Source organism: Pseudoalteromonas sp. B131b, assembly GCF_037162545.1.
GTDB classification, from domain to species: Bacteria; Pseudomonadota; Gammaproteobacteria; order Enterobacterales; family Alteromonadaceae; genus Pseudoalteromonas; species Pseudoalteromonas fuliginea.
Genome location: NZ_JARLUZ010000001.1, coordinates 2,229,063 through 2,252,386, shown reverse-complemented (window position 1 = coordinate 2,252,386; position 23,324 = coordinate 2,229,063). Strand labels below are relative to the sequence as shown.

At 38.6% G+C, this 23,324-nt stretch carries 24 protein-coding genes and 2 pseudogenes; 11 read left to right on the top strand and 15 right to left on the bottom strand.

Annotated features, from left to right (window positions below; translation table 11 throughout):
• The first annotated feature begins 80 nt into the window (after positions 1–80).
• From miaB to lnt, 5 genes and pseudogenes are all read left to right on the top strand, one after another.
• Positions 81–1,529 (top strand): tRNA (N6-isopentenyl adenosine(37)-C2)-methylthiotransferase MiaB, encoded by a 1,449-nt coding sequence (gene miaB, locus P4S65_RS10320; protein WP_337120114.1) that lies wholly within the window; start codon positions 81–83, stop codon positions 1,527–1,529.
• A gap of 50 nt (positions 1,530–1,579) precedes the next feature.
• A complete protein-coding gene (locus P4S65_RS10315; protein ID WP_337120113.1) occupies positions 1,580–2,638 on the top strand; it encodes a PhoH family protein in 1,059 nt (352 codons plus the stop codon).
• Between the two features lie 4 nt (positions 2,639–2,642).
• Positions 2,643–3,101 carry an rRNA maturation RNase YbeY gene (gene ybeY, locus P4S65_RS10310; protein WP_008138284.1) on the top strand — a complete coding sequence of 153 codons (459 nt, stop codon included), beginning with the start codon at positions 2,643–2,645 and terminating at the stop codon, positions 3,099–3,101.
• 22 nt (positions 3,102–3,123) lie between these two features.
• Positions 3,124–4,007 (top strand): annotated as a pseudogene (gene corC / locus P4S65_RS10305) (CNNM family magnesium/cobalt transport protein CorC).
• On the top strand, positions 3,988–5,538 hold the full coding sequence (gene lnt, locus P4S65_RS10300) for an apolipoprotein N-acyltransferase (protein ID WP_337120112.1): 1,551 nt from the start codon (positions 3,988–3,990) through the stop codon (positions 5,536–5,538). Before corC ends, lnt begins: the two are co-directional and overlap by 20 nt.
• 202 nt (positions 5,539–5,740) lie before the next feature.
• Here the strand turns inward: lnt and P4S65_RS10295 are convergent, their stop codons facing one another.
• From P4S65_RS10295 to P4S65_RS10260, 8 genes and pseudogenes are all read right to left on the bottom strand, one after another.
• Positions 5,741–6,649, bottom strand: a complete 909-nt coding sequence (locus P4S65_RS10295) for a hypothetical protein (protein ID WP_337120111.1) — start codon at positions 6,647–6,649, stop codon at positions 5,741–5,743.
• Positions 6,649–7,599: an ORC-CDC6 family AAA ATPase gene (locus tag P4S65_RS10290; RefSeq protein WP_442961877.1), complete on the bottom strand. Its 951-nt coding sequence runs from the start codon at positions 7,597–7,599 to the stop codon at positions 6,649–6,651. Before P4S65_RS10290 ends, P4S65_RS10295 begins: the two co-directional genes overlap by 1 nt.
• Before the next feature lie 29 nt (positions 7,600–7,628).
• Entirely contained in the window at positions 7,629–8,417 is a 789-nt protein-coding gene (locus tag P4S65_RS10285; protein ID WP_337120109.1) for an ORC-CDC6 family AAA ATPase, read from the bottom strand.
• Entirely contained in the window at positions 8,414–8,584 is a 171-nt protein-coding gene (locus tag P4S65_RS10280; RefSeq protein WP_337120108.1) for a hypothetical protein, read from the bottom strand. Before P4S65_RS10280 ends, P4S65_RS10285 begins: the two co-directional genes overlap by 4 nt.
• A gap of 2 nt (positions 8,585–8,586) precedes the next feature.
• Complete coding sequence (locus tag P4S65_RS10275) at positions 8,587–9,588, bottom strand: metallophosphoesterase family protein (RefSeq protein ID WP_337120107.1); 1,002 nt, start codon at positions 9,586–9,588, stop codon at positions 8,587–8,589.
• An 81-nt stretch (positions 9,589–9,669) separates the two neighbouring features.
• Positions 9,670–9,957 (bottom strand): type II toxin-antitoxin system RelE family toxin, encoded by a 288-nt coding sequence (locus P4S65_RS10270; RefSeq protein ID WP_337120106.1) that lies wholly within the window; start codon positions 9,955–9,957, stop codon positions 9,670–9,672.
• Positions 9,947–10,197 (bottom strand): annotated as a pseudogene (locus P4S65_RS10265) (type II toxin-antitoxin system Phd/YefM family antitoxin). Before P4S65_RS10265 ends, P4S65_RS10270 begins: the two are co-directional and overlap by 11 nt.
• Before the next feature lie 88 nt (positions 10,198–10,285).
• Positions 10,286–11,296, bottom strand: a complete 1,011-nt coding sequence (locus P4S65_RS10260) for an RDD family protein (protein ID WP_337120105.1) — start codon at positions 11,294–11,296, stop codon at positions 10,286–10,288.
• A 234-nt stretch (positions 11,297–11,530) separates the two neighbouring features.
• Here P4S65_RS10260 and P4S65_RS10255 point away from each other — a divergent pair, with 234 nt between their 5' ends.
• From P4S65_RS10255 to P4S65_RS10245, 3 genes are all read left to right on the top strand, one after another.
• Positions 11,531–12,106, top strand: a complete 576-nt coding sequence (locus P4S65_RS10255; RefSeq protein ID WP_008134668.1) for a hypothetical protein — start codon at positions 11,531–11,533, stop codon at positions 12,104–12,106.
• A 17-nt stretch (positions 12,107–12,123) separates the two neighbouring features.
• Positions 12,124–12,285 carry a hypothetical protein gene (locus P4S65_RS10250; RefSeq protein WP_337120104.1) on the top strand — a complete coding sequence of 54 codons (162 nt, stop codon included), beginning with the start codon at positions 12,124–12,126 and terminating at the stop codon, positions 12,283–12,285.
• A gap of 74 nt (positions 12,286–12,359) precedes the next feature.
• The gene (locus P4S65_RS10245) at positions 12,360–12,671 is read left to right on the top strand and encodes a hypothetical protein (protein WP_007378267.1); all 312 of its coding nucleotides are present in this window, start codon (positions 12,360–12,362) and stop codon (positions 12,669–12,671) included.
• A 65-nt stretch (positions 12,672–12,736) separates the two neighbouring features.
• Here the strand turns inward: P4S65_RS10245 and P4S65_RS10240 are convergent, their stop codons facing one another.
• Both P4S65_RS10240 and P4S65_RS10235 read right to left on the bottom strand, forming a co-directional pair.
• Positions 12,737–13,135: an MATE family efflux transporter gene (locus P4S65_RS10240; protein ID WP_337120103.1), complete on the bottom strand. Its 399-nt coding sequence runs from the start codon at positions 13,133–13,135 to the stop codon at positions 12,737–12,739.
• Positions 13,136–13,149: 14 nt separating this feature from the next.
• Complete coding sequence (locus P4S65_RS10235; RefSeq protein ID WP_337120102.1) at positions 13,150–14,109, bottom strand: MATE family efflux transporter; 960 nt, start codon at positions 14,107–14,109, stop codon at positions 13,150–13,152.
• 154 nt (positions 14,110–14,263) lie between these two features.
• On the opposite strand from P4S65_RS10235, the gene P4S65_RS10230 reads away from it, so the two are divergent.
• Positions 14,264–15,091, top strand: a complete 828-nt coding sequence (locus P4S65_RS10230) for an AraC family transcriptional regulator (protein WP_008134662.1) — start codon at positions 14,264–14,266, stop codon at positions 15,089–15,091.
• A gap of 12 nt (positions 15,092–15,103) precedes the next feature.
• Here the strand turns inward: P4S65_RS10230 and P4S65_RS10225 are convergent, their stop codons facing one another.
• A complete protein-coding gene (locus P4S65_RS10225) occupies positions 15,104–15,691 on the bottom strand; it encodes a LysE family translocator (RefSeq protein ID WP_138584833.1) in 588 nt (195 codons plus the stop codon).
• A 193-nt stretch (positions 15,692–15,884) separates the two neighbouring features.
• Between P4S65_RS10225 and P4S65_RS10220 the strand changes: the two genes are divergently transcribed.
• The gene (locus P4S65_RS10220; RefSeq protein ID WP_096792748.1) at positions 15,885–16,409 is read left to right on the top strand and encodes a CIA30 family protein; all 525 of its coding nucleotides are present in this window, start codon (positions 15,885–15,887) and stop codon (positions 16,407–16,409) included.
• Between the two features lie 21 nt (positions 16,410–16,430).
• On the opposite strand, the gene P4S65_RS10215 is transcribed toward P4S65_RS10220, so the two are convergent.
• The 4 genes from P4S65_RS10215 to P4S65_RS10200 form a co-directional block, all read right to left on the bottom strand.
• A complete protein-coding gene (locus tag P4S65_RS10215) occupies positions 16,431–16,958 on the bottom strand; it encodes a hypothetical protein (protein WP_096792747.1) in 528 nt (175 codons plus the stop codon).
• Positions 16,959–17,102: 144 nt separating this feature from the next.
• Entirely contained in the window at positions 17,103–17,576 is a 474-nt protein-coding gene (locus tag P4S65_RS10210) for an FKBP-type peptidyl-prolyl cis-trans isomerase (RefSeq protein ID WP_096792746.1), read from the bottom strand.
• Between the two features lie 2 nt (positions 17,577–17,578).
• A complete protein-coding gene (locus tag P4S65_RS10205) occupies positions 17,579–20,002 on the bottom strand; it encodes a Lon protease family protein (RefSeq protein WP_007378260.1) in 2,424 nt (807 codons plus the stop codon).
• 77 nt (positions 20,003–20,079) lie between these two features.
• Positions 20,080–20,538: a zinc ribbon-containing protein gene (locus tag P4S65_RS10200; protein ID WP_007378259.1), complete on the bottom strand. Its 459-nt coding sequence runs from the start codon at positions 20,536–20,538 to the stop codon at positions 20,080–20,082.
• Positions 20,539–20,734: 196 nt separating this feature from the next.
• Here P4S65_RS10200 and leuS point away from each other — a divergent pair, with 196 nt between their 5' ends.
• Positions 20,735–23,323, top strand: a complete 2,589-nt coding sequence (gene leuS, locus P4S65_RS10195) for a leucine--tRNA ligase (RefSeq protein ID WP_096792745.1) — start codon at positions 20,735–20,737, stop codon at positions 23,321–23,323.
• Position 23,324 lies beyond the last annotated feature (1 nt).

Here is a 23,324-nt window from a genome sequence, read left to right as displayed (position 1 = left end):
AAGTGAGCATGCTTGCTCCTTAATCCTGTTTCAAGCACATTTTTGTGCCACTATCGAATTGAACACGAGGCTATATTTCAATGAGCAAAAAGCTGCATATTAAAACCTGGGGTTGTCAGATGAACGAATACGACTCTCAGAAAATGGCTGAACTTTTAGATGCCACTAACGGCTACCAGCTAACTGAAGATGCAACAGATGCCGACGTAATCTTACTCAACACCTGTTCAATTCGTGAAAAAGCACAAGAAAAAGTATTTCACCAATTAGGTCGCTGGAAGTTATTAAAAGACGACAAGCCAGATTTAATAATTGGTGTAGGTGGGTGTGTTGCCTCACAAGAAGGTGATTCTATTCGCCAACGTGCGCCATTTGTAGATGTTATTTTTGGCCCACAAACACTACACCGTTTACCAGAAATGATTAAACAAGTGCAAGGCGACAAAGGCTCATCGGTAGTTGATATTTCATTCCCAGAGATTGAAAAATTTGACCGCCTGCCTGAGCCAAAAGCTGATGGCCCATCTGCGTTTGTATCAATTATGGAAGGCTGTTCTAAATACTGTACTTTTTGTGTTGTACCTTATACTCGCGGCGAAGAAGTTAGTCGCCCAGTCGATGACGTATTACTTGAAATTGCACAGCTTGCTGAGCAAAACGTACGTGAAGTTAACCTATTAGGCCAAAACGTAAACGCCTACCGCGGAGACACGCACGATGGCGAAATTTGTTACTTCTCAGATTTAATTCGTCTTATTGCTGCTATTGATGGTATTGACCGTATTCGTTACACCACATCGCACCCGGTAGAATTTACCCCAGATATAATCGAGGTTTACGCCGATGTACCAGAGCTTGTAGATCACTTACACCTACCAGTACAAAGTGGTTCAGACCGTATATTAAACCTAATGAAACGTGGCCATACGGCAATTGAATACAAATCGACAATTCGTAAGTTACGTAAAATTCGCCCTAACTTAAGCATGTCGTCAGATTTCATTATTGGTTTTCCAGGCGAAAGTAAAGAAGACTTTGAAGCAACCATGAAGCTTATTAGCGACATTGGTTTTGATATGAGCTTTAGCTTTATTTACAGTGCACGCCCAGGTACGCCAGCGGCAGATTTGCCAGATGACGTAACAGAGCAAGAGAAAAAAGAACGCTTATACCTACTACAAAACCGTATTACACAAATGGCACAGCAAATTAGCCGTCAAATGTTCGATACAGAGCAACGTATACTTGTTGAAGGTCCTTCTAAAAAGAACCCAATGGAATTACGTGGCCGTACCGAAAATAACCGTGTAGTAAATTTTGTTGGCCCGCACACAGTGATCGGACAGTTTGTTGATGTACGTATTACCGAAGCACTGCCTAACTCTTTACGTGGTGACTTAATTCGTACAGAATCAGAAATGAACTTACGACGCGAAATCGCTCCTTCAGCTATTTTAACTAAAGCTGCAGCTGCAGAGCCAAAACCAGACACTGTTAACGAAATTGGCGTAGCTACTTTCGTTCCTTAGTCACACAATTAGCGCCAGTTAACGCTGGCGCAGTACGATAGGAAGCAATTTTGAGTAATCAGTTAAAAACGTTAGAGATTTATTTAGAACCTGCCGATAACAAACGCCTTTCTTCTTTATGTGGCCCGTTTGACGAAAACATCAAACAAATTGAACGCCACCTGGCTGTTGAAATAATTCACCGTGACAACTTTTTTAAAGTAACCGGTAAACTACACAACTGCGCCGGCGCTGTAGAAATCTTAAAAAACCTTTATGTTGATACTCAACCAGTGCGTGGTGTTTTAGGCGAAATAGAACCCGACGCCGTTCATTTAGCTATTACCGAATCAAAAGCCTTAGAGCAAAATGCATCAAGCAGCGCTTATGGCAAAGAAATGGTGATTAAAACCCGCCGTGGTGTTATTAAACCACGTAACGACAACCAAGGTGTTTATGTGGCTAATATTTTAAACCACGACATTACCTTTGGTATTGGCCCTGCTGGTACTGGTAAAACTTACCTTGCAGTTGCTGCCGCCGTTGACGCCCTTGAGCGCCAAGAAATACGCCGCATATTATTAACGCGTCCTGCTGTAGAAGCGGGCGAAAAGCTTGGCTTTTTACCAGGCGATTTAAGTCAAAAAATAGACCCATACCTGCGCCCTCTTTACGATGCGCTTTTTGAAATGCTAGGTTTTGAAAGAGTAGAAAAGCTCATCGAAAAAAATATCATTGAAGTCGCCCCGCTTGCTTACATGCGCGGACGTACTTTAAACGATGCCTTTATTATTTTAGATGAAAGCCAAAATACCACCGCCGAGCAAATGAAAATGTTTTTAACCCGTATAGGGTTTAACTCAAAAGCGGTGATTACAGGCGATATTACACAGGTCGATTTACCTCGTGGCACACGCTCAGGCCTTCGCCATGCAATTGAAGTGCTTGATGGCGTAAACGAAATTAGCTTTAACTACTTCAAAGCCCACGACGTAGTACGCCACCCTGTTGTAGCACGCATAGTTGAAGCCTACGAGCGTAACGACGAAAGCGAGCGACTTAAGCGCATTGAAAAGCAAAATGCAAAAGACGCACTCGCTGCTCTTCAACAGCCTACTACTAAAGAGTAATACTTTGACAACCGAACTTGATTTACAAATAGCCTGTGAGTTTGACAACCTCCCAAGCGAAGAACAATTTGCACTGTGGGCCGACAAAGCCCTTAGCCAATACCGTGACGAGTCAGAACTCAGCATCGTTATTAGCGACGAAGCGCAATCGCAACAACTTAATAACGACTATCGCGGTAAAAATAAACCAACCAACGTACTGTCGTTTGAATTTGAAGCACCACCCGGAATAGATATTCCTTTGGTTGGTGATTTAATTATTTGCCCAGCCATTGTATTAGCTGAAGCAATTGAGCAAGAAAAGTCATTTCATGATCACTTTGCTCACATGGTTATTCACGGATGCTTGCATTTGCTTGGATTTGACCATATAAAGAGTGAAGATGCTTTTGAGATGGAAAGCATAGAAAAGCAATTACTTGCAGAGCTAAACATAGCAGACCCATACCGGGACGAAATTTAAATTAACGGAGCAATTAGACGCAATGAGCGACGGTAACTCGCAATCTAGCCAGGGTTCTTCTGGCAAAACGTGGTTGGGTAGAATAGCCCAAATGTTGCAAGGGGAACCCCAGAATAGAGAAGAGCTGGTCGAAGTTATTGCCGATGCGCAAGAACGAGACGTAATCGATCCAGAAACAAAAGAGATGATAGAAGGTGTGCTTGGCGTGTCTGAGCTTAAAGTGCGAGACATAATGGTTCCGCGCTCACAAATGATCACTCTTGAGATCGACAGCCCGCTTGAAGAGCTAATTCCAATGATGGTCGATTCAACTCACTCACGTTTTCCAGTGGTGATTGAAGACAAAGACCATGTAGAAGGTTTTTACTCGCTAAAGATTTGCTACCGCTTATCTTAAATAAAGACGAGCACTTACCATCAATACGCGATTATTTACGCCCAGCTATGGTAGTGCCAGAAAGCAAACGTGTTGATACATTGCTAAATGAATTTCGTCAGCAACGCTACCATATGGCCGTTGTTATTGACGAATATGGCGGCGTATCGGGCTTAGTAACGATTGAAGATATTCTTGAAATAATTGTTGGCGAAATCGAAGATGAGCACGACGAAGAAGAAGAACATCAAGATATTCGTCAACTTGCTAAACATGTTCACGTAGTGCAAGCACTCACACCTGTAGATGACTTTAACGAGCACTTTAAAACAGGTTACAGCACAGACGAAGCCGACACTATTGGCGGGACTGTACTGCACGCATTTGGCCATATGCCAAGTCGTGGTGAAACGATTGATATAGAAGGTTACCAATTTAAAGTAACCAACGCCGACAATCGTCGTATTTTGCAACTGCAAGTCACCGTTCCTAAGGCTGATGATAACGACATTGAAGAAACTGCTAACTAGGCTTACCGTATTAGCAAAAGATAAAAAAGCATGGCTCGCACTCGTTGCGGGCCTTATTTTAACTTTTGGCTATGCCCCCTTTGAAATTTGGCCCATCGTATTTATTAGCCTTGCAGCCATAATTTTTTGCATCAACCCAAATAATACCGGTAAAGCACACGCAAAAAGTGCCGCTAAGTATGGCTTTATATTTGGCCTAGGCTGGTTTGGTGCAGGTATAAGCTGGGTACATGTCTCTATTGCCACCTTTGGCGGCATGCCGCTTATTGCGTCGCTCTCGTTAATGGCCTTACTGTGTTCATACTTAGCGTTATTCCCAGCCCTTGCCTTTTGGGCAACTACTCGCTTTGCCACAGGCCCTAAAAGCTTTGGCGCATCACTAATTGCCTGCTTTGCAATTAGTGAGTATTTACGTGGCACTGTACTTACCGGTTTCCCGTGGTTAAGTTTTGGCTATACACAAACTGACGGACCTTTTAGGCTGCTTGCCCCTTATATTGGCGAGTTTGGCCTGACTCTTGTGTGTATTATCATTGGTTTTGCGCTTTATCGTGCAACTCAAAAAGATTTTAAAACCCCTGTAGTTACCGCGATTACCTTTGCCCTTATTTTTACAGCAGCACTTACCACAGGGTCGGTGCAATATTCAGGTAAAAGCATGTCGACTTTACTGGTGCAAGGTAATATAAAACAACACCTGCGCTTTGAGCCAAGTGAGTTTTGGACCACAATGAGCAAATACCAAGACATGACACGCCCACATTGGGATGCCGACTTAATAGTATGGCCAGAAGCCGCAGTGCCTGAAATAGAAATGCTTGCCGATTCCTACCTAGCCAATTTAGACAGTGCCGCCTCGTTTAATAAAACCGCTCTTGTCACCGGTATTGTTGACTACCAGCGAGACACCAAAAATATATTCAACACACTTATTGTGGTCGGTAATAAAGAACGTGGCGACGAGCATGGGCATTACCATTACCTTGATAAAAACCGCTATCAAAAACACCAGCTACTACCTATTGGCGAATTTGTACCGTTTCAAGACTTTTTGCGCCCTATTGCCCCATTATTCGATTTGCCTATGTCATCGTTTACCCGTGGCGACAAAGTGCAAAACAACTTACGCGCCAATGGCTATAACTTACTCCCTGCTATTTGCTACGAAATTGTTTTTTCCGACTTAGTACGCGGTAATTACAAAAGCGACTCTGACCTACTCTTTACAGTAAGTAACGATGCCTGGTTTGGTGACTCTATTGGGCCTTTGCAACACATGCAAATAGCACGTATGCGCGCGCTCGAACTACAACGCCCTCTAGTGCGTGTTACTAACAATGGTGTAAGCGCCGTATACGACCCCATAAGCCACGCACAACAAACCATGCCTCAGTTTGAAGCTACCATATTGAAAGCTAACATTAAGCTTATAAAAGGCGACAGTGTGTACAGCCAATACGGCAATGTGTTTGTATGGGGGTTTGTGTTGTTGATGGGAGTTGTTGGGTTTGGGGTTAGGTTTAACCGATGAACTATCATTATAAACTGAGTCCAATAAAAATCTGGACTTAATCTTTTATTAATATAAATATTTAAGGTTTATAGCTTCTTAATGAACTTCATCAGTAAAAATTTACCATACTAACCCTTATGGTTAAATTAATTACTTTATGTATAAAATCAATTCTTGTTCCATAAACCTACTATTCATAAGCCTTACACCAAAATCATATCTATTTAGTTACAGAGAAAATTATCTCTTTTTGCGATGCTCGTTCAACAGGAGTCTCAGAGTGCAACGATGAAACCCTCCAGACAGGTAATTCGGGGAAAAGTTCATAGCCTAATATTACAGCAATTGCTGATAATATCTTAGGGCCTAGGGGTATTAAGACAACTCTAGAAAAGTCTGATAATGACAACAACAAAGACTTTAGATCTACATATGTAGAATAAGGCTTTGAAACATCATATGTGAAAACACTTTCTTGATTCAAACCTTCAAGCAGAACCAAATTATTTGTCCTTACATGAGTCTCAAAATCTGATAACCCATTTTTCGGAATAAAAGCAAATGTATGTTCCGCATCATAATAGTTATGTACACCTAAAGCCTTATTCTCTTCGTAACCTAAACCAAAAACAAGGCTAGTTGGCAAAGACAAATTTCCTAGACTGCCACTGAGTTCATCAATAATTGGCCCCATTTTCTTTACTGGCTGAATACCTTTTGGGGGAGCTACGAAACTTGATAAGTTATAACAAATTGAAATACTACTACCTTCTTTCAACTCATTCAGTAAAAAGTAAAGAACATTAGCAAGGCGACTTCTACACATAACTGTAATATCGACAAGTACAGATATTGGCTCCACATCTAAATAATTTTCTACAATTATGTTTTTCAGTAAAGGTACAACTTTTGAATTATCTAATTCATGAATATTAGCGCTTAAGTCTTCATAGTAAGCTTTATTTTCTTTATATCTCAAGCACTCTCTATTTGAAGTATAACCAAGTACAATTGATAACTTTGATTTGGAAGCATACCTCTCTGAAGCCGTAATTGACCTACTTTCATACCCTAAGCCGAATATAGCTAAGTTAAAATTATCTACTTCCGCTACTTTGTTGAAGTACATTAGAATAACTCCTTTTGGCTTACTAATTTCCCGGATGGATCGATAACATCAATATGTGTATTATTGAGTATCTTTATTAAATCAATTGGACGTTGATTGTTAAGTAAAAGCTTATAATCTGCAGCAAATAAATATGAAAGCCTAAACCTAGAATTTTTAATGTTATCTATTTCATGAAATGAATCTAATTTCTCTTTCTCTATAATTAATGCGCCAGAGTTTAATGCTAATCCAATTGCTTTAATATAATTCAAATAGTCTTTACTATTAAGCTTTATACTCCCAACTGGATCTGGGTTAAAGTCGTGGCTATATATCTCATATTGAAAATACTTTGCAATTTTATCAATTATATCAAATAAAGTTGGGAACATATTTCCTGTAGAGTCTATCGCAATAGTACTTAACAATGATTTAAATGATAACGAGTATTTTTTTATGCTTTCTAACTGCTCATTGCTCTTTATTTTTCCTTTTTCTTTTGCTGTAGCGGCAAATGCATTCATTATACCCACCAGCATACGAGGGTTGTATTCAAGCATTGAACATATATTATTAAATCCAATATAATATGATGGAGGTGTTTTCCTAGATGCTTTAGTATCTTGGTTTTTCATATAATAATTTCTTAAGTGAACATTAAATTGAATTCGCCGATAAACATCCCTTTTTGATGAGTCTAAATCTTCATAGTTATCAAATAGAAGTTCATTTCTTAAAATGTAGCTTTTAAATGACTCATCTTTATTCATTAAACTATTTAGATCTTTTTCCCTATTTACTTTATTCGAACTTTCAAAGTAACTTTCGATATCATTGTTCAAATTGTTTTTTCTAAAAATATTTTCACTTAATTTTTTTGCAAAATTAAAACCATCTTTTCTTACACCACTCAGGTTTATGATAGACAAGTCTTCAGCGTTCATCCCAGAAAATGCGTCTTTTGTAATATTTACACCTTGATGATAGGGTGATAATGCTAATTTAAATATAATATTCTGAGGCCCCCCCTCATTGCTGTAATTAGAGGCTGTATTAATTCTTCTGGAGCAAGCTCTAATTCATCAAAAAGAAAAGCCCATTTACCATCCCCCTCACCTAAATACTCATTAATCACTAAAATACTGTGTTCTAAAATACTGAGAAGATGTCCATCAATAATTTTAAAATCAGCGACTTCAGAATCGTCTCCTTTTGAAAGAAAAGTTGAGATCTTTTGCTTTTTCAAAGATGTCGCAATTAACAAACCTCTTAAGGATGGGATTTTACTATTTACCTCCCAAAAGTGAGATAAATTTTGCACTAACTCCGCCTCATCAAATTTACTTAAGCTGATGTGACGAAAATTATTTTTTTTACATATATTTCGATTTGTTCTATAGCAAACCACTTGTAAAAGACATTCTAAAGTATGATATAAAAAGGTCGACTCCAAGTATTTAATAAAAATATTGGATTGACTGTATTTTTTTGAAAACCTCTCATATTGGGTCTTCCAAAACCTATCAGTAGGAACAAATACACCAGAAAAAGAAATTTTTTCTCTGTATGCACTAGCATGAGGTTTATCCCAAATATCTAAAGCCTCTGCGTCAAGCATTCTCAATAAAGTTGTTTTTCCACTTCCCCGTGGCCCTATCATTATTGAGTTATTTGGCGAAGACAACAGTTCATAGTAAGCATTTGAAATAAAGCTACTCACCAAGTTAACTTTAGATGTTGCTTTAGCGTTAAACGAATCATTAAAATTTATATTTTCATCAATCATGAGCGAGCCACCTGAATTAACTTATTTCCAATAAACTCTATTTCAAAACTGTTTTTTTCCATTCTTTTCATCAATTTTTTGAATTCAACTGGGGTACAAAAATCGAGTTCTTCTTGAATGTTTTTCAAATCAACTTCTTCAAGAAACTTAGAGCCTTTTAGTAACATTTCTATATCTTGAAGAAAGTTTTGAGGACTTTTTTCAAACCAAAACCGCCTTTATGTGGTAAATGGTCACATTCTGAGGGGTGCCAACCTTTCATTAAGTTCCATGAATAAGCTTCAAACTTACCAACTAGCCTCTCTTCAGATGAAGTCTTCAATAAGTCAATTTCGATAATGTAGAATTGATTACAGGTTCTATTTTCAATTTCTGGGTATAAGTTAGCTCCAAGGCTACCAGCAGAAAATATCACTGGTGGTTCACCAGTCTGGGAAGGTCCATAAGTGAGATTCGCAAAATGTTTATGCCCGTGAATAATCAACCATGGGCCCACATCGGCTTCTTCTAATTCATTGAGCAACATTTGCCCACCTTCCATAGATTCTTCGTCAAACCGACTATCAACTTGTTCCATTTTCATTGGATGGTGATGACATAATAGAATATTAAACTTTTTTTCTTCAAATTTTGGTGACTCTAAATAATGTCTGATTTGCTTTGATGTTTCAATCGCTACACGTCCATGCCTATACTCATTATTTAATCCATGATAAGCACTAGAGTTTAATTTAATTATATTGCAATCATCAAATTCGATATGACTCCAATGCCATCCCCAAAAATGAGTGTTGGACTTTCTACTTTCAGATGGGAATGAAGGTGTTACAAATTTAATTTCGTGTATAGCGGAGAAACTAGTTCCAGGTCTAGATTGGTGATCGTGATTACCAGGAACACATAAAAGTGTGTCTATACTTAAATCGTTCTTAATTTTATTAATAAATGACCAACCAGCCTTGAACCCATCAACATCTCCTTTATTAGAAATATCCCCGGGACATACTAAAAAGTTAAAATCTTGATTAAGACTCTCTAAATACTGGATAAATGTATTACCGTGCTCACCGCTCGTACCATCACTATTAAAGGTAAGCTTTGAATCTTCACAGTGCTCTTTTCCAACACTTGAATGAAGATCTGATATTATTAAAAACTTTAACTTGTCCATATCATCCTGAATGAAACTAAAATAATTTAAATCTCAGTTCTATAAACTATTGTAAATCGATGTAGAAGATAAACCTAAAAATCACTTAATGCGCGACACTAACTTTTTATATATTGCATCTTTATCGCGTTTACCAATTGCCAGTACATAAACCACAATTTCGTCATCAATAACTTCGTAAGCTAGGCGATATCCTGCCGTACGCAATTTTATTTTGTAAACATTATCGAAGCCGCGTAATTTAGAGGCTGGCACATGCGGATTATCTAAGCGCTCAATGAGCTTCTTTTTAAACTGGCTTTTAAGTGGAGGTGCAAGCTTCCCCCACTCCTTTAGTGCCGCAGGTAAAAACTTTAACTTATAAGTCATCTATACTAACTGTAATCGCTTGAGATAAATCGCCTCTGCGGCTCTGAACAACTTTAGTTAGTTCATAATCATCCAGTTGTTCCATTAGTAGCTCATACATTTGTGCAGGCACTAAGTAAGCTGCGGGCTTATTATGATTTAATATGGCTATTGCAGCACCATCTGCTTCATTCAAAAGCGCGGTTGGATTTTTTTAAGTTCTGAAATACTTGCCGAACAATCAGCTAAAACCTGTCTCATAAAACACCTAAAAAGAACTAAATTAAGCTCTAATTTTAGACCTTTTTTTATTTTTAGCTATACTTTTTTATAATTTCGTCAGTTTTTGTTACTCTTTCACTGTATCTACAACGGTTTCAACATTTACAACTTGATTCAAGTTACCTTTAATAACCACAGTCGCTGATATTTTATCTTGAATGGCTTGCCTGTTTGGGTCCCAGTATATCTGCAGGAACCCCAATAACCCCGTAGCAAAACCTGCGCCGTAGCCGCCGTAACGACCAAAGCAATCGAGCAACCCTAATGGCTCACCATTTAAAGCAACAACACGGATATTGCATGCTTTTTTACCCGGTGTTTGGCCTCGCCAAAGTAACGAGAACAACGTAAAGTAAACAGCAGCCCAGCCAAAACCTAAGCCCAAGTCTTGAATAACGCCTTTGCTCCACTGCAAAATACTATTTGTGCTTGTTTGTGCAGGTTTTTCTTCTATTAACTGCGCAGGCTTTATTTCGTTATTTTCACTGAGCACCAATAGCTGTAAAAGTACGGTAGCAAGTTGTGGGTTTTGTAGGTCGTCCATTTCTGCTAATTTGGGAACTTGCCCTATTAAATTATCAAGCGCGCTTTGTTGGCAAGGTTGCTCACAGCTGTCATCGGCTGTTTGCGCTAAATAAGTATTTACCTGTTGTTTTTCTGTGGCGGTAAGCTGAATTTCATCTTGTATTTTTACGCCCTGAACAGCCAAACTTTGATCTGCGTTATCGTCTTCTGGGTAATCTATGCCAATTGAAAGCACAGTAAGTGCGCTTACAAATAAAATACTTGCTGCCGTTACTTTTAAGATTCTTCGCCACACATTCGACATTTTTGGAAGGTATTGCTGCGCCGTACCTTTATAAAAAGCCATTGCAGCAACAAATGCTATTAAAGTCGCGCTGAGTTTGGCTGCTAAAAATATCAGTGCAACATCAATAATAATCGCTAGTGCACGCCGAATTGGCGTAGCTAAAGGCAAGCCCAGTAAAGCACTGTCAATTTTAAAGGCGTAGGGGGTAATCACTTCTCTGGTTTCAGAATTTGATAATTCTAATTGTTCTATCTCTTTGGCTTTCATTTATTTTCTTGTTATTAAAATAGGTAACCCGGTTAACTTACGCGTTTTTTATTTTTTGCTCAACATTAACTTTACCCCAATTTACTAAAAGTATCGTCTCGGCCAATGGGATAAAAGGAAATATAAGCCTCAAATTACAAACTTTAGGTTAACATCATTTACAAATGTACCTATTGAACATATATTAATGCTCGAATTTCTTTCATCCTTAAAATTAAATACATGGAGTATATTTTGAAGTTATTAACTAACGTGTTTTTCTTGTTTTCTGTCCTTATTTTGAGTGGCTGTGCCCACCAAATAAGTTTAAATCCAGACACTGAAAAACTTCAAGTTACAGAAAATAAATCAGCATCAGCTGTAGGTTATTATATTTCTGAAGATGATATAAAAAAGCAAGTAAAAACACCTGGTGGTGGTGGCGATAATGTTAGTTACAAACCTTATAAAGACACAGAAGCAGCGCTGTATACTGTGCTTTCTAATAAATTTGAAAACGTTTATAAGCTTGAATCATTAACTAATAGTGCATTTTTAAAAGATAAAAAAATTGAGTATGTATTCATACCGACAATAACAACGGAATCTAGCTCAGATAGCTTATTCACATGGCCTCCTACAGAATTTACTTTCACGCTAAACTGTAAAACTTTAAATAACAATGGCGATATAGCATGGAATAGTGAAGTTAAAGGTTTTGGCAAAGCTGAATTTGATGAGTTTAAAAATGATTTTTCTTTATCTGCAAAACGTGCAACAGAAGAAGCATTCAACAAACTAGTTATAGAGCTTGATCAATCAAACTTATAAATAAGGACCGAAATAAAATGAAATATAAAAGTTCACTGGGTTTAATCGCAGCTTTATTTTTAAGTGCATGTACCATTCAAGTTCCACCTTATAGTGCAGATATCAGCAACGTTTCTAAACTAAAAGAAGAGTCTAATACACCAGTCTCAGTCGGAAAAATTGAATCTGAAAAAAATTAAATAAGATATCGCTTCGAGGCTCACCTCTTGTTTCATCAGTAGGCAACAGCTATGGTGAATATATTGAGAGCGCTTTGATACAAGAATTAAAACTAGCAAAACTATGGTCTGGCGTTGCAACAAAGCAAGTCTCGGGAAAAGTAATTGAGCAAGACATTGATGTAACAGGTTTCTCTGAAGGCAGTGCGTTTATAAAAGTTAAATTTACTGTATCAGATGGCGATATTACTTTATTTGATAAGGTAATATCTGCCGAACACACTTTCGACTCTTCTTTTCTCGGAGCAATTGCAATACCAAACGGGCAGCGAAGTTATGTAGAATTAGTTCAAAAATTGCTTACGAATCTATACGCTGATGAAGAATTTATAGCTTCAATAAAGTAAATAAATAAACTAAAAAGGAGCTTTATGATTTCATACAGCTCCTTTTTTATATTACATAAATTTATTTACTTTAAAATTACTAAGCGCTCATCAATAGGCTCACTTTTAGGTAAGCGATACCTAAACTCTCTGCGTAATAACATAAAACTAATAACTGCCTGAACAACAACTGTGCTTGCCGATAAATACCACAATTGCGTTAAATTAAAGCCATCCATTTGGCTTAATAAAAGAGCTGGTAAAACAAATAAAATAATCCGCAGTGTAGTACTATAAAGTGAAGGGAGTGTGTTACCGAGAGACTGAAATAGCCCCGAACACGTAAACACTATGCCCGTAGGAATAAAGTTAATACAAATAATTTGTAAAAATGTAGCTGCAACTAAAATAACATTTTGATCATCAGAGAACCCTTGCACTAGTAATTCTGGAATAAAAAAGCAAACTACGCTTAACACTGCCATTAAACTACATGTCATTAGGGCTGACCAAAAAAGGTTTCTCGGACACGGTCAAATTGCTTTGCACCAAAATTTTGACCCGCGACGGCTGGTGCAGCAAACGCAATTGCCATTGCAGGTAAAAACAATGACTGCATTATGCGAGAACCTAAACCAAAGCCAGCTTGGGCTTCAGGTCCAAAATGTTGAATTAACCAATAAATTAACCCCATATATGCAAACATTAAAAAGAATTCACCTCCTGCGGGTAATCCAATCCCTAATAAGCGCTTTATAATAGCGCTATCTACGCGCCATAAACTGACTTTAAAGGTAACGAACTTTTCAGCCTTAACAAAGTATACGCATAGCATTACTACCGCAACAACTACCGAAATAGTACTTGCCAACCCAGCTCCGGCTATACCCATTGGAAAGTCAGTTCCCCAACCTATAATTAAAATAGGAGATAAAATAATATTGACGATAATAGACAAGGTTTGAATCAACATAGTTGGCTTAACAATACCGGCTCCTCTTAACGCAGCACTAACTGCAACTAAAGGAAACTGCAATGCCATACCCGGCAAAAACCAATGCAAATAACGTTGTCCCGCTTCAATTGTTGCAAGGTCTGTTGAAATGCTAGTTAAGTATGTATCAGACCCTAAATAACCTAAAAACATGACAACCAAGGCCATTAAGCTAGCCAGCATCATACTTTGATTAAACACTGCATTTGCATCTTTGGCATCTTTTCGACCCGCTGCATGAGAAATCAACGCGGTTGTTCCCACATTAAGAATTTGCGTGAGTGCAAAAATTAAAAACATTGCATTACCCGCTAAGCTGAGTCCTGCTAAAGCATTTCCACCTAAATTACCTACAAAATATAAATCAACTAAAAAATACAATGTTTGAATTATCATTCCTATCATCATAGGAATAGCCATTTTGATTAAATGCTTCGGTATGGAGCCACGAGTTAGATCATGCATATTATTATCTTAACCATTAATAAGAATAGTTATCATAACAAGTTGCGTGCAATTAAGCATACTTTTAATAGTTATGGAAAGGTGTTTTATATAGCGTGAATTTCATACTACAACTTTGCTATACTGGCGGTAAGTCTTCATTAAAAGATTCATTATGATTCCTTCAACATACCCTCTTTTTTGGCGAGATAACGCCCTACCTTATGTAGAACTAAGGCAAGTTTTGGATGGTCGAAAAGTAACTTACGCCGCCCATTCTCATGCTCAGTGGTCAATTGGTGCTATTTTAGAGGGCCAAAGTGAATTTATTTGTGAAGACAAACTTTACCAAATAGATAAAGGCACTTTAGTGCTAATGAACCCCGATGCTGTACACGCATGCAACCCCAACCAAAACTCGCCCTGGGCTTATTATATGATGCATGTAGATAAAAGTTGGTTAGCTCAATTGCTTGTTAAGTTTAATATAAGGGCAAGTAACCACTGGTGTAATAGCCAACCTGATACATTAACAACCCCTGTATTTTACCAGCAGTTTGTTTTAGTTTGCCGAAACCTTATGTCGAATAAGCTGTCTTCTTTAGAAAAAGAGTCTTTACTTAGCCAGTATTTGATTACGTTATTTGAATACATCGATAGCACTGATATTAAAGAAAATACGTGCCTACCTCCTAATAGGCTGTATAAAGTTGCAAACTACCTCGCCCTTTATTGTCAGGATGACGAACCAATTAAGGTTATTAGCAAAAAATTTGGCTTTAATACTAGCTACTTGATACGTACATTTAAACGCCACTTCAATATGAGTCCACATGCTTATCGGATAAATCTGCGTATACAACTAAGTCAACAAGCGCTTAAGCAAGGCGATGCCATTTCAACGGTGGCTCAAAATGCAGGATTTAGTGATCAAGCTCATTTTCAACGTGTATTTAAACAGCGGGTTGCTGCAACACCAGCACAATATCGACGCTGTATTTAGAATAAAAACACATTAACTTATAATAAAAAAGCAACTCCCGGCAAGTAACACTGCCAATGCTTTATTCATAAAACGTATTTTTGCAGGACTTTGAAAGTACTGCCCTAGCACTATACCTATCCATACCCACACGCTCAGCGACAACCAGCAAATTGGTAAATACACACTGGCAAACGTAAACACTTCAAATAGCTCTGCATTAGGGATGTAAGTCGCAATTCCCGATAGTGATGCTAACCATGCTTTTGGGTTTAGCCATTGCATGATTACCCCAGTAATAAAGGTAGGTGAACTTTTATTACTGTCTGAGTTTAATTCACCATTATCTACAAATAATTGATAACTTAAATAAAGTAAAAAAGTAATACCAGCCCATTGCAATACTTCAGTGATCCATTGCAATTTATCAAGAAGATAGTTTAAACCCCATCCAATAACTAAAAACAAAAAAATAAACCCAAGTGTTGCACCGGTTATAAATATTAAGCCATTTCTTAGCCCATACCGTGCGCTGCTCAATGAAACTAAATTAACTGGCCCTGGCGATAAAGACGCAGCTAATGCAAATAACGACATTGACATAATTAAAGATAAAGTCATGGTTCACTTTCTAATTAATTCAAACTGATGGTGAGTATCTACATTAAATAGAGGCTGGTATTGAACAAAATTGACTTAATCAAATAAAAGTAAGTTATTTCGCGCATATCAATACTAGTTTTTGATTTTCAGCATTGTGAACTATTAATATTTTTAGTCGTATCAATAAAGTGTTAATTCATTAGGATCGACCATGACCACTAAACAGCTTTCGTCACTGTTTGTATTTAACTTAGTCTTAGCGACAAGCGAGGCCAATGCAAATCAGCAATGGTATGTTATTAGCGACTCTGTAATGGGCGGCGTATCTAATAGCCAAGTAACAAAAACACAAGATAGCTTGCTGTTTACAGGCAATGTTTCGCTTGATAATAACGGCGGTTTTGCATCAATACGTACCGAAATTGACACGCAAGGTCAAAACTCAAAAACTATAGCGCTGCGTGTTAAAGGCGATGGGCAAATCTATCAGCTTAGGCTCAGAACAACTACTTACCTTGATGGCGCAGCGTACATCCACTCATTTAAAACAATAAAAAGCGAATGGGTAGAAATCGACTTTACCCCGAGTGATTTTACTTTAACGTATCGCGGACGAGTGCTTGAGCAACAGCCTATTATTGATTTTGATGATATAAAACAGCTAGGCTTTATGATTGCAGGCAAGCAAGAAGGTAAATTTAAACTTGAAGTGAGTAAAATCGAATTTAAAAGCTAACCCACCAGCATGTTAGTGGCGCTATACAGTATAGTCGTGATCGCCCCGCCTTTTCATTTCACTAATAACCAGCTCAACCATTTGTTGCTTTATTGCCGCTTGCTCTGATTTTAACTCCCCTAATTGCAGCTCTAACATATCTATTTGCTCTTGCTGTTGCGTGTTTTTATATTTTTTAGAACCTAGGTGCTCAGCGTCTAAAGTTAAACTCGCATCACTTTCATCTAGCTCACTTACAGAAGTATTTATAGTTAAACTACGTTGTACGGGGCTTTGTTTAAGTTTATTAATTTGCTCTTGCAACGCAATAACTCGCCCAGTGAAGTGTTTATATACTTTTTCGAGATTTTTATACTGATCGCCAAATGTTGCGTTATCTTCACTGTATTTTTGCGCTTTGGTATCTAAAAACTTTGATAACACATATTTTGGCTCTTCCTCATTCTCTTCCTCACTTCCTTTTTCAACAGCTAGTTTATCTGATTGCGCTAAAGGTTGAGTATTTGAGCTATGTACTTGGTATGGAATGGGAGCCGCTGAAATCTTCATTATTTTGTCCCTAAAATAGCTTGCATCTTTTATAGGTATCGACCTCGTATTAAAATCCTTGAGTAAATTTTATTGTTAGCTAAAAACAAAAAGCCCCACTTTATTAAAGTAGGGCTTAGTAGTTTATTACTTCAAATAAAATTACTATTCAATTGCCAGTAACTCTACTTCAAAAATAAGTACTGAGGCAGGTGGAATACTGCCTACACGTTTTTCGCCATACGCTAATTGATGCGGTACATAAAACGTGTATTTATCGCCTGGGCTCATCAACTGTAGGCCTTCGGTCCAACCTTTAATCACTTGGTGCAAACCAAAACTAATCGGTGTTTTACGCTCTACTGAGCTGTCAAACACTGTGCCGTCGATTAGCGTGCCATGATAATGCACGTTAACCATACTTGTTGAGCTTGGTGTGTTTTCACTCTCACCTTTATGCATTACTTTGTACTGCAAGCCAGAAGCTGTTTCTACTATACCTTCTACTTTTGAATTAGCGGCTAAGTAATCTGCCCCTATTTGCGCATTTACGCCTGCTTGTTGTTTTGCTTTTTTACTATTTTTAAATATTAAAAAACAAAAAATGGCGATAACCACCGCCAAAATTATATTGATCATTATTAACCTTTTTCGTTATCTAGTTCTTCGTCTTTTTCGTCGTCATTATCGCCATTTACAATGTCGGCAATCTCTTTTAGACGCGCAAGCGCAATACCGTTTACTGAGTTTTCTGGATACTGGTCATCAATAATATCGCCTGCTTCTATATCCATTAATAAGTTAAGCGCTTGATCTACGGTTTCAACTGCGTAAATATTAAATTTACCCGCCTCTACCGCGTTGAGGATCTCGTCATCAAGTACTAAGTTAACTTGGTTTGATTTAGGAATAATAACGCCTTGCGAACCGGTTAAACCACGCATTTTACACAGTTTAAAAAAGCCTTCTATTTTTTCGTTTACGCCACCAATAGCTTGTACATCACCATGTTGGTTAATAGAGCCTGTCAGCGCGATAGATTGGCTAATAGGGAGGCTTGTAATAGATGAAATAAGCGCACAAAGCTCTGCTAAAGATGCACTATCGCCATCTATGTAACCATAACTTTGCTCTATGGCAATATTAGCACTAAGCGTTAAGCTAAACTGCTGTGCGTACTTATTGCCTAAATAGCCGGTAAGCAACATCACGCCTTTTGAGTGGATAGCTTTACCTAGTTCGGCTTCGCGTTCAACGTCTATTACGCCATCGGCGCCTGCATAAACAGTTGCCGTAATACGCGCAGGTGTACCAAACGAGGTATCGCCAATGTGTAGTACTGTTAAACCATTTACTTTACCTATAGCTTGGCCATCGGTTGCAATAAGTGTATGGCCTTCTTTTATATCGCTAAGCATGTTTTCGCTGATCTGACCGGTACGATATTGTTTGCCTTCAATGGCTTCGTCAATATGGTATGCATCAATAACCGTTAAGTTATCTTGTTTCGCGTAATAACTCGCTTCAGCAACTAATTCAAGCACATCAGCAAAGCGCGCCGAGAGTTTATTATGATGCTCAGCTTGGCGGTAACTAAATTTAAGTAACCGTACCATAGCAGCCTCTGTAGCGGTGCATTTTAATGTTTGCTCGCAATACTCAGTCACTTTGGTAATAAACTGGTACTGTAATTTATCGCTACTTGGTAAGTAGTAATCAAAATCGGCAAGTACTCTAAATAGCTCAGCAAATTCTTCGTCGTATTCACCTATGGTGTAGTACAACTCGCGCGAGCCCAATAAAATAATCTTCACATCAAGTGGAATAAGTTGCGGGCGAAGCGTAAAACTTGTCCCGACTGTGCTGTCTTGATAGGGTAAATCATTTTTTATTTGATGTGTTTTTAAACACAGCTTTAAACCATCCCACACTTGTGGATTAGCCATTATTTTTTCGGCATCCATTATTAAGTAACCACCATTGGCACGATGCAATGCACCGGGCTGAATTGAGCGATAACTCGTAATCAATGTACCTTGGGATGTAGCGTATTCAATTTTACCAAATATATTACCAAAGGTTGGGTTTGGCTCATAAACGACTGGCGCTGCGTCGTCTTCTTTAAATTCAACTAAAATGTTAGGTGCAAAAAAGTCGGTAAGCATACCTTTGCGGTCAAAGTCTTCTTTGCTTTCTTCGCTTTCGTCTTCGTCATCTAGCCATTCAAGTACCGCGTCGATAATTTCAACGCGAATATCTTTTAAATAACGCAGTACGCCAATGTGTGTCGCGTACTTATGTTCTAAGTCTTTTAAAAGTGGTTTAGTGGCTTGCTCTGCGGTCGATTTTTTAAGATTACGAAGTTTTTCTTTTGATTCGCGTTTCCACCGTGGTAGCTCTATTAACGCTTCTATTAATGCATCTTCTAGCTTTTCGATTTTTTCAAAAAACTCTTCGCGCAATGTTTCTTCAAGCTCACCAAATTCACTGTCGCTCAATTGTTTTCCATCAACAAGTGGTGCAAAACCCACTGAGCTTTTTTCTTCTACTAGAGCAACACTTTGCTCAAGTGCTGCGATTTCAACTGCGGTAATTGCGCTGTCGTAAGCGTCGTTAAACTCGCGATCGATTGATTTTTTCTTGCGTTGGTACGCTGGATTATCAAATGCCGCTGGAAAAGTGTCGAGCACTTCATCTAAGAATGAGTCTATGTCGTCGCTAAGTTGCTTACTTTGCCCTGCTTGCATAAAAAGTGCGATAGGCTCACGGTGATCGGCGTAATTATTTACGTACAACCATTCATTAGGCGTTGCTCTGTCTTTTGCGTGTTGCTTAAGTTTATCTTTGACTAGCGTATAACGTCCATGAGCCGCTTCGCCCATTACATAAACATTATAGCCAGGTAAATCCATACCTAATGAAAAGTCGAGCGCACTTTGGGCACGTTGTTGGCCTATAAAAGTAAGTTGCTCTGGGTACGGGTTACTCATGCATGTATGTACATGATTACTAGAAATACTCGGTGCGAGCTTTGAAACAGATAGTGGCAGCAATTTTTTCGTCATTCTAACTTCTTTGTTTACCAGCATATTCACTGGCTTTTGGGCGTATTAAGTGGCACGCAGCCACCTAATACCAATATTTAAGGGTTCAGCGCCTTACGACTAAAGTAGATTCCATCACATTGCGTGCAAGGTATTATTTGCGTTGCGTGATAAATGTCGTGGCTATGGTTGCAATTCTTACATACTAATGTGCCCATGGCTATCCATTCGCCTGCGTGATACACCCCATTGTGCTTAAAATCTTGGCTTAAAGATTGCCACTCTAGTTGTGTTTTATCTTCTATGTGCGAGAGTTCAAACCATAAAGATTCTTTAAGTTCTTGCCATGCAAGCGAATTGTAATAAGCTTCGTGCTCAATAATGTGTTCAATATCATGCTTTAAGTAACTTTTATAAAGTTCATACCTTTCTTGACTTAAATCTTTGATTGCTTGCTCAGATTCAACAAACCCAGTAACTACATCTTTTACACCATGATCTTTTACATCTTTTAGCCAACTAGTAAAACTGCTAAGCCATGCTTTGTAATCAGTCATTTTTTACTCCTTCAAAATTGCTGTTAAATCAGTCTGTAACTTATGTATTTAGCTAACTACATTATAAAAAAGCAGGTTAACCTGCACTGAAAGTTACAATTTAATAAAAGCATGTTTTTGACGCTGTGAATAGTGTTTTATTTGGGGTATCCTAACGGCAATTTTTTATTAGTTTGCAAGAAGTCTGGAACCATAGATGCAAGAGCAATATAACCCGCAAGATATAGAGTCAAAAGTACAAAGCTACTGGGAAGAAAACCAGGTATTTAAAGTCACTGAAGATGAGAATAAAGAAAAGTATTACTGCCTTTCTATGTTTCCTTATCCGAGTGGTCGACTGCATATGGGTCATGTACGTAACTACACCATCGGTGATGTTGTTTCTCGTTTCCAGCGCCTGCAAGGCAAAAACGTAATGCAACCTATGGGTTGGGATGCGTTTGGTTTACCTGCAGAAAACGCCGCTATTAAAAACAAAACAGCACCAGCTAAGTGGACATACGAAAACATTGATTACATGCGTACACAGCTTAAACAATTAGGTTTTGGTTATGATTGGGATCGCGAAATTGCGACGTGTCATCCAGAATACTACAAGTGGGAGCAGTGGTTTTTCACTAAGCTTTACGAAAAAGGCCTAGTGTATAAAAAAATGTCGACAGTTAACTGGGATCCAGTGGATCAAACAGTATTAGCTAACGAGCAAGTTATTGACGGTCGCGGTTGGCGTTCAGGCGCTGTGGTTGAGCAAAAAGAAATTCCACAGTGGTTTATTAAAATTACTGATTATGCACAAGAGCTACTAGACGACTTAGATCAGTTGGAAGATTGGCCAGAGCAAGTTAAAACAATGCAGCGCAACTGGATTGGCCGCTCTGAAGGCTGTGATATTGAATTTAAACGCACCGATAACGACGAAACATTTAGCGTATACACAACTCGTCCAGATACCTTTATGGGTGTTACGTATGTTGCTGTTGCCGGTGGTCACCCTATTGCGCAAGAAGCGGCTAAAAATAGCGATGCTATTGCAATGTTTGTTGAAGAATGCAAAAACACCAAAGTTGCCGAAGCAGACATGGCAACAATGGAGAAAAAAGGCATTGCAACAGGCTTTTACGCCACTCACCCATTAACGGGCGAGCAAGTACCAATTTGGGTTGCTAACTTTGTATTAATGCATTACGGCTCAGGCGCTGTAATGGCAGTACCTGCACACGATCAACGCGACTTTGAGTTTGCAACCGCTTACGGTCTTGATATAAAACAAGTCATTGCACCGGTTGAAGGTTCAGACCTTGAAGTAAACCTTAAAGAATCAGCGTTTACTGATAAAGGCGTACTTGTAAATTCAGGTGAGTTTAACGGCCTTGATTTTGACGCTGGTTTTAAAGCCATTGCGGATAAATTAGAAGCTCTCGGTGTTGGTGAGCGCAAAGTAAACTTCCGCCTGCGTGACTGGGGTGTGAGCCGTCAACGTTATTGGGGTTCACCAATCCCAATGCTTAGCGACGAAGATGGTAAAGAGCTTGCAGCAACAGAAGATATGCTACCCGTTCGCTTACCTGAAGATGTGGTAATGAACGGTGTAACTTCACCACTTAAAGCAGACCCAGAGTGGGCTAAAACAACAGTTAATGGCGCACCTGCGTTTCACGAAACGGATACGTTTGACACCTTTATGGAGTCTTCTTGGTACTACGCACGCTACTGTAGCCCACGCTACAACGAAGGCATGCTAGATCCCGCGGCTGCTAACTACTGGTTGCCAGTAAACCAATACATTGGTGGTATTGAGCACGCTATTTTACATTTATTGTACTCGCGCTTTTTCCATAAATTATTACGTGACTTTGGTTTAGTTAATTCAGACGAGCCGTTTGACCGCTTACTTTGTCAAGGTATGGTGCTTGCTGAAACATTTTATCGTAAAGATGAAAAAGGCGGCGATATTTGGATCTCGCCAAGTGATGTAAACACTGAAACCGACGATAAAGGCCGCGTGACTAAAGCATGGCATAAAGAGGACGGTGAGCCAGTTTTCTCATCAGGCATGAGCAAAATGTCCAAGTCTAAAAACAACGGTATAGACCCGCAACATGTAATTGCCCAATATGGTGCAGATACTGTGCGTTTATTCATGATGTTTACAGCACCACCAGAGCAAACGCTTGAATGGTCAGACTCAGGTGTTGAAGGCGCGCATCGCTTCTTAAAACGTGTATGGAAATACGCGGTAGACGTTAAAACAGTAGGTTACCAAGCACTTGATAAATCAGCGCTAACAAACCCACAAAAAGTATTACGTCGCGACTTACACAAAGCGATTGCTAAAGTGACTGATGATGTTGAACGTCGTCAAACCTTTAATACCGCCATTGCAGCTATTATGGAGCTTTCTAATAAATTATTAAAAGCACCTTTAATAGATACCCAAGATATAGCAATTGCAAACGAAGCATTAGAAGCGCTTATTATTATGCTTGCACCTATTACGCCACATTTATCGCACGAGCTTTGGAAAGAGTTAGGTAAAGAAGGTGAGATTTTGGATGCTGCATGGCCAAAAGTTGATGAGTCGGCACTTGTTGAAGATGAAAAACTAATCATCGTACAAGTAAACGGCAAGCTCCGCGCTAAGTTAACCGTTGCAGCTGATGCAACGCAAGAGCAAGTAGAAACCCTTGCGTTTGCAGAATCTAATGTAACTAAATTTACTGATGGCTCAACCATTCGTAAAATCATTTACGTACCAGGCAAGCTACTTAACGTGGTAGCTAACTAAT